Source organism: Aeromonas sp. s12 (assembly GCF_040907925.1).
Taxonomy (GTDB): Bacteria; Pseudomonadota; Gammaproteobacteria; order Enterobacterales; family Aeromonadaceae; genus Aeromonas; species Aeromonas veronii.
Genome location: NZ_JBFOCT010000027.1, coordinates 78,736 through 92,426, shown reverse-complemented (window position 1 = coordinate 92,426; position 13,691 = coordinate 78,736). Strand labels below are relative to the sequence as shown.

At 61.1% G+C, this 13,691-nt stretch carries 15 protein-coding genes; 3 read left to right on the top strand and 12 right to left on the bottom strand.

What is annotated here, in order from left to right; translation table 11 throughout:
- Window positions 1–14: 14 nt before the first annotated feature.
- On the bottom strand, window positions 15–1,112 hold the full coding sequence (gene aguA, locus AB5Y67_RS13730) for an agmatine deiminase (protein ID WP_199416432.1): 1,098 nt from the start codon (window positions 1,110–1,112) through the stop codon (window positions 15–17).
- Window positions 1,113–1,268: 156 nt separating this feature from the next.
- On the opposite strand from aguA, the gene AB5Y67_RS13725 reads away from it, so the two are divergent.
- Together AB5Y67_RS13725 and AB5Y67_RS13720 are read left to right on the top strand one after the other, a co-directional pair.
- Window positions 1,269–2,222: a LysR family transcriptional regulator gene (locus AB5Y67_RS13725; RefSeq protein ID WP_123172417.1), complete on the top strand. Its 954-nt coding sequence runs from the start codon at window positions 1,269–1,271 to the stop codon at window positions 2,220–2,222.
- Between the two features lie 491 nt (window positions 2,223–2,713).
- Window positions 2,714–3,058, top strand: a complete 345-nt coding sequence (locus AB5Y67_RS13720) for an endonuclease domain-containing protein (RefSeq protein ID WP_064341393.1) — start codon at window positions 2,714–2,716, stop codon at window positions 3,056–3,058.
- Window positions 3,059–3,120: 62 nt separating this feature from the next.
- On the opposite strand, the gene AB5Y67_RS13715 is transcribed toward AB5Y67_RS13720, so the two are convergent.
- Window positions 3,121–3,687, bottom strand: a complete 567-nt coding sequence (locus AB5Y67_RS13715; RefSeq protein ID WP_005335495.1) for a TetR/AcrR family transcriptional regulator — start codon at window positions 3,685–3,687, stop codon at window positions 3,121–3,123.
- Between the two features lie 199 nt (window positions 3,688–3,886).
- Between AB5Y67_RS13715 and AB5Y67_RS13710 the strand changes: the two genes are divergently transcribed.
- On the top strand, window positions 3,887–4,924 hold the full coding sequence (locus AB5Y67_RS13710) for an alkene reductase (protein WP_064341391.1): 1,038 nt from the start codon (window positions 3,887–3,889) through the stop codon (window positions 4,922–4,924).
- Window positions 4,925–5,023: 99 nt separating this feature from the next.
- On the opposite strand, the gene rpoS is transcribed toward AB5Y67_RS13710, so the two are convergent.
- From rpoS to putP, 10 genes are all read right to left on the bottom strand, one after another.
- On the bottom strand, window positions 5,024–6,007 hold the full coding sequence (rpoS, locus tag AB5Y67_RS13705; RefSeq protein WP_005362773.1) for an RNA polymerase sigma factor RpoS: 984 nt from the start codon (window positions 6,005–6,007) through the stop codon (window positions 5,024–5,026).
- Between the two features lie 45 nt (window positions 6,008–6,052).
- The gene (locus tag AB5Y67_RS13700) at window positions 6,053–7,123 is read right to left on the bottom strand and encodes a LysM peptidoglycan-binding domain-containing protein (protein WP_199427652.1); all 1,071 of its coding nucleotides are present in this window, start codon (window positions 7,121–7,123) and stop codon (window positions 6,053–6,055) included.
- Between the two features lie 9 nt (window positions 7,124–7,132).
- A complete protein-coding gene (locus AB5Y67_RS13695; RefSeq protein ID WP_005354505.1) occupies window positions 7,133–7,714 on the bottom strand; it encodes a YqaA family protein in 582 nt (193 codons plus the stop codon).
- Window positions 7,711–8,328, bottom strand: a complete 618-nt coding sequence (locus AB5Y67_RS13690; protein ID WP_005335507.1) for a protein-L-isoaspartate(D-aspartate) O-methyltransferase — start codon at window positions 8,326–8,328, stop codon at window positions 7,711–7,713. Before AB5Y67_RS13690 ends, AB5Y67_RS13695 begins: the two co-directional genes overlap by 4 nt.
- 7 nt (window positions 8,329–8,335) lie before the next feature.
- Window positions 8,336–9,097: a 5'/3'-nucleotidase SurE gene (gene surE, locus AB5Y67_RS13685; protein WP_040068372.1), complete on the bottom strand. Its 762-nt coding sequence runs from the start codon at window positions 9,095–9,097 to the stop codon at window positions 8,336–8,338.
- On the bottom strand, window positions 9,078–10,136 hold the full coding sequence (truD, locus tag AB5Y67_RS13680; RefSeq protein WP_325794057.1) for a tRNA pseudouridine(13) synthase TruD: 1,059 nt from the start codon (window positions 10,134–10,136) through the stop codon (window positions 9,078–9,080). Before truD ends, surE begins: the two co-directional genes overlap by 20 nt.
- A complete protein-coding gene (gene ispF, locus AB5Y67_RS13675; protein WP_199427650.1) occupies window positions 10,136–10,612 on the bottom strand; it encodes a 2-C-methyl-D-erythritol 2,4-cyclodiphosphate synthase in 477 nt (158 codons plus the stop codon). The genes truD and ispF overlap by 1 nt, the downstream gene beginning before the upstream one ends.
- A gap of 146 nt (window positions 10,613–10,758) precedes the next feature.
- The gene (gene ispD, locus AB5Y67_RS13670) at window positions 10,759–11,451 is read right to left on the bottom strand and encodes a 2-C-methyl-D-erythritol 4-phosphate cytidylyltransferase (protein ID WP_199427649.1); all 693 of its coding nucleotides are present in this window, start codon (window positions 11,449–11,451) and stop codon (window positions 10,759–10,761) included.
- Window positions 11,444–11,761, bottom strand: a complete 318-nt coding sequence (gene ftsB / locus AB5Y67_RS13665) for a cell division protein FtsB (RefSeq protein WP_005335520.1) — start codon at window positions 11,759–11,761, stop codon at window positions 11,444–11,446. Before ftsB ends, ispD begins: the two co-directional genes overlap by 8 nt.
- Before the next feature lie 208 nt (window positions 11,762–11,969).
- On the bottom strand, window positions 11,970–13,487 hold the full coding sequence (gene putP, locus AB5Y67_RS13660) for a sodium/proline symporter PutP (protein ID WP_026035040.1): 1,518 nt from the start codon (window positions 13,485–13,487) through the stop codon (window positions 11,970–11,972).
- Window positions 13,488–13,691: the final 204 nt, after the last annotated feature.

Sequence of the window (13,691 nt, the reverse complement as noted above, 5' to 3'; positions counted from 1 at the left end):
GCAGGAACCGGTTCTTATTTGCCGGAAGGGATCTGCTGAGTAATGCAGTGAATATTGCCACCGCCCAGCAGGATCTCGCGGGCCGGTACGCCGATCACGGTGTGCTCCGGGAAGATCTCTTCCAGAATGCGCTGGGCTTCGCCATCGGTGGCGGCATCCAGCAGCGGATAGACGATGCGATCGTTGGTGATGAGGAAGTTCACGTAGGAACCGGCCAGACGGCCTTCTGCCTCGCGCGGCACACCGCTGCCGCTCTCGACACCGGCAGACTCCTCTTCAGTGCAGAACAGCGGGCCCGGCTGGGGCAGCTTCCACACTTTCAGCTTGCGACCCTTGGCATCGACCGCCGCTTCCAGCACCTTGAGGGCGGCCACGGAGCGGGCGTACTGGGGATCGTTCTGGTCGTCAGTCCAGTGCAGGGCCACTTCACCCGGACGCACGAAGCAGCACATGTTGTCGATGTGGCCGTCGGTTTCATCCATGTAGACGCCTTCGTCCAGCCAGATAAAGCTGGTGACGCCCAGATAGTCGCGCAGGTGCGCTTCGATCTGCTCTTTGGTCAGGTGCGGGTTGCGGTTTTCGTTGAGCAGGCACTCGGCGGTGGTCAGGCAGGTGCCTTCACCATCGACGTGGATGGAGCCCCCTTCCAGAATCAGCGGCGCATCGTAACGAGCCATGCCGTGCTGGGCCAGCATCTGGGCAGCGACCTCTTCATCCTGATTCCACGGGTAGTAGAGACCGCCCTTGTGACCGCCCCAGGCGTTGAAGCCCCAATCCACCCCACGGCACTCGCCGGCCGCGTTGGTCACAATGGTCGGGCCGGTATCGCGGGCCCAGCAGTCATCGCTGTTCATTTCGACCAGAGTGACGTGGGCGGGCATGATGGCGCGGGCCTGCTCCATAAACCGGGCTGGCACCCCCATAAAGACCGGGGTGGCACCGCCGATGGCATCGGCCACCTTGGCGAAGGTCTCTTGCGCGAAACGACCGGCTACGCGCCAGTTGTCCGGGCGAAACGGCCAGATCATCCAGACGGCCTGCTGGTGCGCCCACTCGGCGGGCATGGTGAAGCCGTCGGCGGCCGGCGTGGAGTTAATGGTCTTGATGCTCATCGCAAGGCTCCTTGCATGGATTAAGGCCCCCGTTTACGCCCGATGCGGCGCGGGAACCTTGGAAAAATAACAGTGGGTCGCAGAGTAAGACGTTGCGCCCCCATCCATCAAATGAATAGAATGGATTGTCCCATAAACACGGCGAATAATCCCCCCATGAAACTGCACCAGCTCGACCTCAATCTGCTGCTCGCGTTTGACGCCCTGATGACGCAGGGCAGCGTCACCCGCGCCGCCGAAGCGCTCTTTATCAGCCAGCCCGCCATGAGCCACTCCCTTAACCGGCTGCGCACCTTTCTCGGCGACCCGCTCCTGGTGCGCACCCCGCAGGGGATGCTGCCGACCCCGCGCGCCCAGCGGTTGCATCTCGGAGTGCAGCAGGCGCTGCGGCTGCTGGAGCAGCAGCTCACCGAGGAAGAGGAGTTCGAGCCGAGCCAGTCGAAGCGGCGCTTCGTGCTCTGCACCACAGATTACGTGGAGTGTGTGCTGATCCCGCCGCTTATTCAGCGGCTCAGGCGGCTGGCGCCCGGGGTCACCATCGAGATCCGCATCCTGCGCGACACCCTGCCCGAAGCCGAGCTGGCGAGCGGCGAGATCGATCTGGTGCTGGGCTTTGACGAGTACATGCAGGTGCCGGGGTATCTGGGCAAAGAGACCTGGCTCACCGAGCCGCTGGCCGGGCTGGTACGCGCCGATCTGCCGATTGCCAAATCGGCCCGCGCCGGCGCCGAGGATGACCCTTCCCAGTGGCAAGAGCGCATCACCTTGCCGCAGCTCATCGCCATGCCCCATGTGTTCCACTCGCCGCTTGGTACCTCGGAGGCAAGCCTCGACCGCTATCTGAAGAGTCAGGGCTTTAGCCGCACCATCTCGGTCAACAGTCAGAGCTATATGTCCGCCGCCGCCATCGTCAGTCAGAGCGATCACCTCTTGGTGCTGCCCAGCATGGTGGCCGAGCTGCTCGCCACCCACTGGCCGCTGAAAAGCCTGCCGCTGCCCGAAGACGTGCCGGATTACCACTTAAACTGCGTCTGGCACCCCGTGCACGCGCAGCAACCGGCGCTGGTATGGCTGAAAGATTTGATGAAAGAGCTGGTGGGGCCGAGGTGAGGCCGCAGCGTCTGGCATACCCCATCGGCGCATACGCAACAACCGGCGCAGGTGTGGCTCAAGGATTTGATGAAGGAGCTTGTTGGCCGACCATGATGCCCAAACCGAACCTCGATCAATTCCCTCTCCCTCTGGGAGAGGGTTAGGGTGAGGGCGGCGCCTTCCCCCTCATCCCCAACCCTTCTCCCGCAAGGGGAGAAGGGAGCAGTTACGCTACCACTTGCAGCATCGCTGACAACCATTCAGCCAGTCTGCCAGCTAGGCGACTCCCAATACATTCGAAAAGTTATCGCCATCTGCTATCACCCAATCCAGCTTCCCCTGCTCGAATCCGGCAATGAACACAGTGATGATCAGCCCAATCCCAACCACAACTCGATCTTTTCCCTCTCCCATTGGGAGAGGGCTAGGGTGAGGGGACGCAATACCCAACCGGTAAACAGATGGGAAGCTGGCTATATCTATAAGGCGATACAGAGTGGGAGCAAGTAATGGAGAGCAACCGTGTTGCCAAGCGACTGAGACGAGATGCCACACAGGCAGAGCAGAAACTGTGGCAACAGTTGCGCAATCGCCGTCTGGCGGGGCTGAAATTTCGCCGCCAAATGCCCATCGGCCCCTATGTGGTGGACTTCATCTGCCTTGAACAGGGATTGATCATCGAAGTGGATGGTTCGCAACATGGAACACTAGCGAACCAGATGCATGATGAGGCTCGGACAGCCTATCTCAATCAGCAGGGATTTCGGGTGATACGAGTGTGGAATAACGATGTACTGGGCAGGCTCAACTCCGCGCTGGATTTTATCCTGCTCTCATTACACCAATCCGATTGACCCCTTCTCCTCAATTCAAAAAGCAAAAACGGAGAAGGGGACACCCAATCCACTGACTATTTTTACGCCCGCAGGGCCCGCATCAGCTGGGCGACTACGTCGTCGAGCAGGGGGCGATCGGGGCGGCACTGGGCGAAGGTGACCAGCCCTTGCAGGTTGATCAGCAGCAGGGCAGTGAGGGTGTGGATATTGCTATCCGGAGCCAGTTCACCCTTGGCCTGCGCCTGCGTCAGCAACTCGGCCAGATCCTGCTCCAGCTCGCCATAGATCCCCTTGACCCGCTGGGTCAGCTCCTCATCCTGCTCGCTCAGCTCCATCATGGTGCGAGTCACCAGACAGGAGCCGCAGAGCGCCTCCCCTACAATCCGGTCGAGATAGGCCGCAAGGCCCGCCAGCGGGCTCGGGTTGTCGAGCAGGGAGCGGCGCAGGGTGCGTTTACCCTCGACATAGTGATCCACCGCCGCCAGCAGCAGGCCGCGCTTGTTGCCAAAGGCGCCGTAAATACTGCCCGGGTGCAGGCCGGTGGCAGCCACCAGCTCCTGCATGGTGGTCTTGGCATATCCCTTGGCGCGAAACGCTTCCATGGCATTTCGCAGTACCTCGTCCCGATCAAACTCGGCTATGCGCATGGTTCCTCCCGTGGGAAATGGTTCACCGGCAAGGGGCAACAGGGCCCGCCGATAAAGAGTGGCTGGAAAGGGCGGCAAGTTTACCCCAGCCGCCCGCTCGGGCCAACCTTCTTGAACGCGCATTCAAAAAAAGCTTGCGCCCGACGCAAAAAACGTCTTGAATGCACGTTCAAGAATAACCCGTTCAGGACAACCTATCATGAATACCCTGTTTCAGCCGTATCGACTCAATGACACTCTGACCCTGGCCAACCGTTTCATGATGGCCCCGCTCACCCGCTGCATGGCAGGCCCAGGTCTGGTGCCGACCGAGCAGATGGCTGCCTATTACGGCCGCCGCGCCGACATCGGCCTGATTGTTTCCGAGGCCGTCATCATCCGCCCCGATGCGCAGGGCTACCCCAATACCCCGGGCCTCTTCACCCAGGCGCAGATCGATGGCTGGAAGAAAGTCACCAGCGCCGTGCACGCCAAGGGCGGCAAGATCTTCGCCCAGCTGTGGCACGTCGGTCGCCTCTCCCACCCCTTCTTCCATCAGGCTGAAGTGTTGGCCCCCTCTGCCGTGGCGCACGAGGGCACCGTGCCCCGCATGCGCGAGCTCACCTATCAGGTGCCGCGCGCCTTGACCGAGGCGGAAATCGCCCAGCTGGTGCTGGATTACGCCCAAGCCGGTGCCAACGCCATCGAGGCGGGCTTTGACGGGGTGGAGATCCACGGCGCCAATGGCTACCTGATCGACCAGTTCCTGCACCACTCCACCAACCTGCGCACCGACAACTACGGTGGCAGCCCGGAAAAGATGAGCCGCTTCGCGCTGGAAGTGGTCGATGCCATCAGCGCCCGTATCGGTGGTGATCGGGTAGGTATTCGCCTCTCACCGGGTGCCTATGTCCATCTGGCGGGCAGCCCGGAAGATCGCGCCGTGTTCGACTACCTGCTGGGCAAGCTCAACGATCGCCCGCTGGCCTATATCCACCTCGGCATCTTCGATGACAACCTCACCTTCGATTATCTGGGTGGCCGCGCCTCCGACTATCTGCGCGCCCACTACAAGGGCAATCTGGTCGGAGTGGGCAACTACGACGCCGAGCGCGCCGCAGCAGCCATCGAGGCCAACCGCTTCGATCTGGTGGCTATCGGTCGTCCGCTTATCGCCAACCCGGACTATCTCGCCAAAGTGAAAAATGGCGAAGCGCTGGTGCCCTACGCCGACACCATGCTGGCTGAGCTGGTATAACCACGAAGCCATCGCCAGACGACAGGCAATAAAAAACGAGGGGAGCTGTTGCTCCCCTCGTGCTATCTGGCTGATGCCGCATTCCGTTGGTGCGGATGCTTAATTGGTACGAAATAGCGCCTCGATGGAAAGCCCCTGACTCAGCAGGATCTCCCGCAGACGGCGCAGCCCCTCCACCTGGATCTGGCGTACCCGCTCGCGGGTCAGGCCAATCTCGGCCCCCACATCCTCGAGGGTAGCGGGCTCGTAGCCCAGCAGACCGAAACGACGGGCCAGCACTTCCCGCTGCTTGGGGTTGAGTTCCTCCAGCCAGTGCACAATGCTGCTGCGCATATCATCTTCCTGTGACTCCAGCTCAGGCCCCATGCCGCGCTCGTCGGAGAGCACATCCAGCAGCGCCTTGTCGCGATCGCCACCAATGGGGGTGTCCACCGAGGTGATCTTCTCGTTGAGCTTGAGCATGCGATTCACATCGTCCACCGAACGATCCAGCGCGAAGGCGATATCCTCGGCGGTCGGCTCGTGATCGAGACGGTGAGAGAGTTCGCGCGCGGTGCGCAGGTAAACGTTTAACTCTTTGACCACGTGAATGGGCAGACGGATGGTGCGGGTCTGGTTCATGATGGCCCGCTCGATGGTCTGGCGGATCCACCAGGTCGCATAGGTAGAGAAACGGAAGCCGCGCTCGGGGTCAAACTTCTCGACCGCGCGGATAAGACCGAGGTTGCCCTCTTCGATGAGATCCAGCAGCACCAGGCCACGGTTGTTGTAACGGCGGGCGATTTTCACCACCAGTCGCAGGTTGGACTCGATCATGCGCTTGCGGGCGGCTTTGTCACCCCGCAAGGCACGACGGGCGTAGTAGACTTCCTCTTCGGCAGTGAGCAGCGGGGAGAAACCTATCTCCCCCAGATAGAGCTGCGTGGCATCCATCACCTTGTTCAGCTCAGGTGCCAGCAACTCATCGGAGATAATATCTTCCGCCTCGGCGGCTACCTCCTGCAACTCTTCTACTTCATGAGATTCGGGTTCAGCGTCAAACTCTAACTCTGCATCCTGCATTACCAGTTGTTCTTGGCTCATGGCGTGTCTCCCTGACGTTACCAGAGTAAGACGGTCTCTCTGGGGTTAACGCTTTGGCAAATAGCTCATCGGATTGATCGACTTGCCTCTGTACCGGATCTCGAAATGCAATCGCACATCCGGCGCGTCCGTGCTACCCATGTTGGCAATGACCGAGCCCCCCTTGACGCTGTCCCCTTCCTTTACCCGCAACTCGTCGTTGTGTGCGTAAGCGGAGAGATAGTCATCATCATGCTTGAGGATAATCAGCTTGCCGTACCCCCTTAAAGCACTGCCAGCGTATACCACTTTACCGCTGCTGGCGGCGTAGACGGGTTGCCCCTTCTGGCCGGCTATGTCGATCCCCTTGTTACCCTGTTCTGCAACAGAGAACCCCTCGACAATCCGGCCTTTTGCGGGCCAGTGCCAAGCAAGTCTCGACTGGGAGCTGTTTATTTTTTGTTCTTTGGACTGAGCGTATTCCTTCGGTGCTGCCGGAGCAACGGATTTCTGAGAGATGAACGGCGTGGTCTGACCAGATCCACTCGGCTCGGCCAACGGACGCGGACCGCTGCTCGGGCGACTTGTTGTAACCGGCGTTGCGGTTGCCGGACGAGTCGCAGCCACCATCTGGGTCGAACCGCCGCCTGCGGTCTGGACATTGAGCACCTGACCCGGTTGCAGTGCATAGGGGGCACTCAGGTTGTTGCTCTGGGCCAGCGCCTGCGGTGTCATGCCGAACTGGCGGCCAATGCTGCTCAGGGTATCGCCGCGGCGCACCTCATAGGTACCGGCACTGCGGCTGCTGCTCATGCTGGCGCTGGAGCCATCGAGTCGCAGTCGCTGCCCCGGATAGATGTTGTAGGGCGGGCTGATGTTGTTGAGGCTGGCCAACGACGGCACGTCGTTGCCGGAGTTGAAGGCGATGGAGTAGAGGGTATCGCCCCGCTTCACCACATAGCTGCCGCCCTGAATGGGGGCGCTGACCTGGGCACCGCTTTGGCGAGCCGGAATGGTCGAGACAAACTGCCCCTCATCAACACCATCTACCGGAGCTGCATTTTTACTGGAGGAGCAGGCAAGCAGCAGCCATGACAACACCACGACACTGCTTCCTTGCCAAATACGCGAACGCATAATGGATCCTTAACGACTAAACCAGAAATAGGCCACCACGGCCAGACCAATACAGAGCCAACCGAGCACATCTACGTAGTGCATCAGTTTGCGTTCCATCTTCTCGCCCCCCCAGCGCATCAGGCCCGCAACCAGGAAAAAGCGCATGCCACGACCGATGAGGGAGGTGATGATGAAGGGCAGCAGAGCCATTTGCAACAACCCTGCCGTCACGGTAAACACCTTGTAGGGGATAGGGGTGAAGCTGGCAATGAAAATGACCCAGATCCCCCACTGCTCAAACCAGTTGCGAGCAATCTCGATCTTGTCCTGATAACCCACAGACTCCACCAGTGGCAGCACGACCGGATCCCACAGGGCATAGCCAAGTGCATAGCCAAACAGGGCACCCAACACAGAAAAGACGGTAGCCAGCGTGGCGTAGTGCCACGCCTTGTGGGGCTTGGCGAGCGCCATCGGTGCCAGCATCACGTCCACCGGGATCGGCCAGAATACCGACTCGATGAAAGCGGTAATGGAGAGATACCAGGGGGCATGCTTGTGGCGAGCCCACTGCATCACCAGTACGTACAAACGGGAAAACAACTTCACTCAACATCTCCGTCAATCAGGGGAACAAAACGTACCGGCTCCAGAATACGGCTGGTCAGCTGGGATCCGGATCGTTCGATCAGTTGCAGGGTCTGCTGGCTGTCACCCACGGGCAGCACCAGTCGACCCCCTTCGGCCAGCTGATCGGTCAGTGCCGTCGGGATCTCGCTCGCCGCGGCCGTCACCAGAATGGCGTCATAAGGCCCCTTGTTGGGCCACCCCAGCCAGCCGTTGCCGTGCTTGGCCGAGACATTGTGCAGATCGAGCTGGCGCAGTCGGCGTCGGGCCTGGAACTGCAGCGACTTGATCCGCTCCACGGTATACACATGCTCCACCAGATGGGCAAGGATCGCCGTCTGGTAGCCCGAGCCAGTGCCAATCTCCAGCACATGGGCCGGATTGTTTTGCATCAGCAACTCGGTCATTCGCGCCACCATATAGGGCTGCGAAATGGTCTGGCCGTGGCCAATGGGCAGGGCGGTGTTGTCCCACGCCTTGTGCGCCATGGCCTCGTCCACGAACAACTGGCGCGGCACTTTCGCGATGGTCGCCAGCACGCGAAAATCGCGAATATCCTGCGCAATGAGCTGATTTAACAGGCGCTGTACTATCACACCACCCTCATCCCTGCAGATCTAACCAGGCCCCCAGACCGGCGAGACTGTCGTAGGCAGTCATATCGATGGTCAGGGGGGTAATCGAGACATAGCCCTGCTCGATGGCAGCAAAATCGGTACCGTCACCGGCATCCTGCTGGCTGCCGGGGGGGCCGATCCAGTAGATGGGCTGGCCACGGGGATCCTCGGTGCAGATCACCGACTCCGCCCGGTGGCGATTGCCAAGGCGGGTGGTCTTGATCCCCTTGATCTGCTCGAGGGGCAAGTCCGGCACGTTGACGTTGAGGATCTGATCGGCAGGCAGGGGGTGTTTCATCAGCCCCTTCACCAGCAGGGCCGCATAGTGGGCCGCCGTGGCGAAGTGGGTCTTGCCTACCAGCGAGATGGCGATGGAGGGGTAGCCAAGATGGCGCCCCTCGGTGGCCGCGGCGACCGTCCCCGAGTAGATGACATCATCCCCCAGGTTGGCGCCGTGGTTGATGCCGGCCACCACCATGTCGGGTTCAGGGCGCACCAGCTCGTTGACCGCCAGATGCACGCAGTCGGTCGGCGTGCCCTTCACCGCATAGCTCTCGCACCCATTAAAGCCGTTTTCTGCAATGCGGGTAACCCGCAGCGGTACTTCCAGCGTCAGGGAGTGACTCGCGCCGCTACGGTTGCGATCCGGCGCCACCACAATGACCTCGCCGCAGGCGCGCAGCGCCTCGCTGAGGGCACGAATGCCCTCGGCATGCACACCATCATCATTACTGACCAGAATTCGCATCGGTCTGATTCCTGAAACCGTGATCGGCCTCTTCGGCCTGCATTAACTCGCGCACCACGCTGGTGGCAAACGCGCCCGCCGGCAGGAAGAAGGAGAGGGTCAGCGCCTCGCCGTCCAGCTGCCAGCTCATCTGCTCCGGCTTGAGCAGCAGGGGGCGCCTGTCCTGATCCAACCCTGCCTTCTCCAGCCCGTCACACCAATCGCTGTAAGGGGCCAGCACGCCCTGTTCGAACTCGGCAGCGGCGCCCTGACTGGCCAGACGGCCACGGCCCCACTGGGGGGCGGTGAGCTGCACGTCGCCGGAGGCAAGACGCGCTTCCAGCTCGGGGGTCGCGCTCTCTTCGCTGAAGATGGAGTGGCTGCCCTTGAGCATCACGCAATCACCGGCCAGCAGCTGATGAGCCAGCCCCTGCTCGATACGGGCGCTGACAATGGCGTTGAACAGCATGCTGCGGGCGGCAGAGAGGTAAAGTGAGCGCTTGTTGCGATCCTTGATCCGCTTGCCGGCAAACATCGCCTTGGCCGCTTCCAGGTTATTGCCATCGCGGCCAAAACGCTGCTCACCATAGTAATTGGGTACGCCCTGCCCGGCGATAGCTTGCAGGCGCGCCTCCAGCCCGTCGGCCTGTTCCAGACCGGTGAGACGCAGGGTGAAATGATTGCCCTTGAGGTAGCCGACCCGCAATTTGCGGTTATGACGCCTGGCTTGCAGGATCTGGATGCTGTCGCTCTCGATAACCGACAAGTCCGGTTCGGCCTTGCCCGGCAGGTGAATGCCGAACCACTGCTCGGTCACCGCGTGGCGATCCTTCAGGCCCGCCCAGGTCACCGCATTGCGGTTGACACCGGCCGCATCGGCCAGCAGACCCGCCACCCAGGCGGTGTTCTCGCCGGTTTTGCGCACCCGGACGAAGATGTGTTCCCCTTCACCGCAAGGCTCAAACCCGAGATCTTCATTGACCACGAAGTCGGCGGCCTCGGTCTTGAGGATACCGCGGGCGGTGGGCGCCCCGTGCAGATAGGCAAGTTGTTCCAGCATTATTGTTTCACCAGTAGGACGACGGCTTCGGTGGCGATCCCTTCCTTGCGCCCCGTAAACCCAAGCTGTTCGGTGGTGGTCGCCTTGACGTTCACCCGGTTCAAATCACATTGCAGATCGGCGGCCAGCACGGCGCACATGGCGTCGATATGGGGCGCCATTTTGGGGGCCTGGGCGATGATGGTCACATCCAGGTTGCCGATGGCATACCCCACCTTCTGTACCCGGGCAAAGACATCCCGCAGCAGAATGCGACTGTCGATCCCCTTGAACTCGGCAGCGGTATCGGGGAAGTGGCGACCGATGTCCCCGGCACCGATGGCCCCCAGCAGGGCATCGCTCACCGCGTGCAGCACCACATCGCCGTCAGAGTGGGCAACCAGCCCCTGCTCGTAGGGAACCGGCACGCCACCCAGCATGCAGGGGCCAACACCACCAAATTTATGAACATCAAAACCATGACCAATGCGCATCATCAGCGGCAACCTCCCAACATGCTGAAACCAACCCCATCAATTTTGTGTACGTCCACACCATGTCCAATCCGGATCATGCTAACTCCTTGTTCGGGCCTGTTTGTTCGAGACACTCTGCTCTGAACGGTCTGTTCTGACTGAGGGGCTTATGCCTGCTGGCTTAAAAACAGCCCCGCCAGCGACAAGTCTTCCGGCCGGGTCACTTTGATATTGTCGGCGCGCCCCTCCACCATCCGCACCGTGAATCCGGCCCGCTCCATGGCGGAGGCCTCGTCGGTGATGGTGGCGCCCAGCAGTAGCCCCTCTTCGAGCGCCCGCTTCAGGGCTCGGGTCGGGAACATCTGCGGCGTCAGGGCATGCCAGAGCTGCTCGCGCTCGACGGTGGCGATGATATTGCCCTCCCCATCGGAGCGTTTCATGGTATCGCGCACCCGACTGCCGAGAATGGCGCCGCCGCAGTTCATGGCCGCGGCAATCAGCGCATCGAGATCGCCGTGAGTCAGGCAGGGGCGGGCCGCATCGTGCACCAGCACCCACTCCCCTTGCGCCACATGGAGGCCATTGAGGACGGAAAAGGCGCGCTCGGCGCCTCCCTCTACCCGCACAATGCGCGGGTCGGCCGCCACGGGCAGGACCTCGAACCAGCGGTCATGGGGCGCCAGCGCCACGATCACCTGGGCGATGGCCGGGTGGGAGAGCAGCCGCTCCAGGGTATGTTCGAGAATGGTTTTACCCGCCAGTTGCAGGTACTGCTTGGGGCAATCGGCCCCCATCCGGCTGCCGATACCGGCGGCAGGGACGATCGCCGTCAGGCCGGATACCCGGCTGGCATCAGTCATCGTAGGGCTCATCGTCCGGCGCTGTCTCTTTGTCTTTCTCTTTGGGGATGATCCGGTAGAAGGTCTCCCCCTGCTTGATGTAACCCAGATCGTTGCGCGACAACTCCTCGATGGCCTCGAGGCCAGAGGTGAGATCATCTATCTCGCGGTAAATGAGGTCGTTACGATCCTTGAGAGTCTGGTTGTCCCGCTGTTGCTGCGAGATGGCCTCCGACAGGTTCTGATAATCGGATAGCCCGTTCTTCCCCAGCCAGAGGTCATATTGCAGTCCCCCCAGCAGGAGGATCAGGATCAGGGTGAATAGCCGCATGCACTAGGTCTCCTTCAGGCGGCCTAGTGTCCCATATTCGGTGCCAAGACAAAAGAAAGCGAGCACCCGGGAGCCACCGGCCGAACATAAAAAAGTGCCCAAGAGTGAATCAGATAGCACAAAGCCCCGCCAAACCGGTGCAAGGATAGCCAACCAGGGCGCTCCTTGTCCGGGGGCGGGGCTCTCAATCAGAAAGCGGTAAGGGGGATCAGTTCACCACGACTGGTTCTCCCGCGCTCTCGGCCGGGGTGTTGTACTCCTCCTCGGCATCGCGGAAACGCTCCAGCATCGCTTTTGAGGGCGCTTCGCCCAGCAGACTGCCCACCACGATGGCCAGCAGTGCGAACAGGAAGCCCGGAATGATCTCATACAGCCCCAGCCAGCCGAACTGCTTCCAGACGATGACGGTGATGGCACCGACCAGCATGCCCGCCAGCGCGCCGTTGCGGGTCATTCGCGGCCAGAGCACAGAGAGCAGCACCACGGGACCAAAGGCGGCACCGAAACCGGCCCAGGCGTAGCTCACCAGCCCCAGCACCCGGTTTTCCGGATTCATGGCGACGGCGATGGCAATCACCGCGATCAGCAGCACCATCAGGCGCCCCACCCACACCAGCTCACGCTGGGAGGCATTCTTGCGCAGGAAGGGCTTGTAGAGATCCTCGGTAATGGCGCTGGAGCAGACCAGTAATTGACAACTTAGAGTGCTCATTACCGCCGCCAGAATAGCGGAGAGCAGCACACCGGCGATCCAGGGGTTGAACAGGATCTTGGAGAGCTCGATAAAGACCCGTTCCGGGTTGCCGGTCACTCCAGCCGCCACTTCCGGGAAGCGGGCGAAGTAGGCCAGCCCGAAGAAGCCGATGGCCACCGCACCTGCGAGGCAGAACACCATCCATGTCATGCTGATGCGGCGGGCATTGGCCATGGAGTGGTGGGAGTCGGCTGCCATGAAGCGGGCCAGAATGTGTGGCTGACCGAAGTAACCAAGGCCCCAGGCCATCAGCGAGACAATGGCGATCACATCCAGATTCTTGAACATGTCGAGGTTGGTGGCGCTCTTGGCGGCCACCTCGATCATGGCGCTATCCACCCCGCCGACGGCGATGATGACGAAGACCGGGGTCAGGATCAGGGCGAAGATCATCAGGGTCGCCTGCACCGTGTCGGTCCAGCTCACCGCGAGGAAGCCGCCGAAGAAGGTGTAGGTGATAGTGGCAGCGGCACCGACCCAGAGGGCGGTGTTGTAATCCATGCCGAAGGTGCTCTCGAACAGGCGGGCACCGGCCACCACGCCGGAGGCGCAATAGATGGTGAAGAACAGCAGGATCACCAGCGCAGAGAGAATGCGCAGCACCTTGCTGTGATCTTCAAAGCGATAGGTGAAATAGTCCGGCAGGGTCAGAGCATTGCGGTTCTTCTCGGTATGTACCCGCAGGCGACCCGCTACCCAGCGCCAGTTGAGGTAGGCGCCGATGACCAGACCGATGGCGATCCAGCTCTCGGAGATGCCGCTGACGAAGACAGCGCCGGGCAGGCCCATCAGCAGCCAGCCGCTCATGTCGGAGGCGCCGGCAGAGAGAGCGGTAACCCAGCTTCCCATCCGGCGGCCGCCCAGAATGTAGTCATCAAAGTTGCGGGTGGCGCGATAGGCGACGAAGCCGATCAACACCATTCCGAGGATATACACCAGGAAGGTGATTAACATGGGTGTGCTAGCTGTCATGCAAAACTCCGTTTTGTGTCATTTTCTGCCCGCTCTGGTGACGGGCTCATCCCTAAAAAACCGGCCTAGCTTAATCAGCCGTTCGCGCCAGCTCAACCACTTTTAACAAACACAAAACACAATAAAAACCTTTGCGCATCAAATCATCTGCCGCATCAAGAGGATGGCGCCAGATTTCCTGCCGTTGCCGTGATGGTCATCTCG

Bases quoted from the DNA above. Each gene is read 5' to 3' on its own strand.
- aguA (WP_199416432.1), bottom strand. From the start codon at position 1,112: ATGAGCATCAAGACCATTAACTCCACGCCGGCCGCCGACGGCTTCACC.
- ispF (WP_199427650.1), bottom strand. From the start codon at position 10,612: ATGATGCGCATTGGTCATGGTTTTGATGTTCATAAATTTGGTGGTGTT.
- AB5Y67_RS13710 (WP_064341391.1), top strand. From the start codon at position 3,887: ATGAATACCCTGTTTCAGCCGTATCGACTCAATGACACTCTGACCCTG.
- ftsB (WP_005335520.1), bottom strand. From the start codon at position 11,761: ATGCGGCTATTCACCCTGATCCTGATCCTCCTGCTGGGGGGACTGCAA.
- ispD (WP_199427649.1), bottom strand. From the start codon at position 11,451: ATGACTGATGCCAGCCGGGTATCCGGCCTGACGGCGATCGTCCCTGCC.
- AB5Y67_RS13700 (WP_199427652.1), bottom strand. From the start codon at position 7,123: ATGCGTTCGCGTATTTGGCAAGGAAGCAGTGTCGTGGTGTTGTCATGG.
- rpoS (WP_005362773.1), bottom strand. From the start codon at position 6,007: ATGAGCCAAGAACAACTGGTAATGCAGGATGCAGAGTTAGAGTTTGAC.
- AB5Y67_RS13725 (WP_123172417.1), top strand. From the start codon at position 1,269: ATGAAACTGCACCAGCTCGACCTCAATCTGCTGCTCGCGTTTGACGCC.
- surE (WP_040068372.1), bottom strand. From the start codon at position 9,097: ATGCGAATTCTGGTCAGTAATGATGATGGTGTGCATGCCGAGGGCATT.
- AB5Y67_RS13715 (WP_005335495.1), bottom strand. From the start codon at position 3,687: ATGCGCATAGCCGAGTTTGATCGGGACGAGGTACTGCGAAATGCCATG.
- putP (WP_026035040.1), bottom strand. From the start codon at position 13,487: ATGACAGCTAGCACACCCATGTTAATCACCTTCCTGGTGTATATCCTC.
- truD (WP_325794057.1), bottom strand. From the start codon at position 10,136: ATGCTGGAACAACTTGCCTATCTGCACGGGGCGCCCACCGCCCGCGGT.
- AB5Y67_RS13720 (WP_064341393.1), top strand. From the start codon at position 2,714: ATGGAGAGCAACCGTGTTGCCAAGCGACTGAGACGAGATGCCACACAG.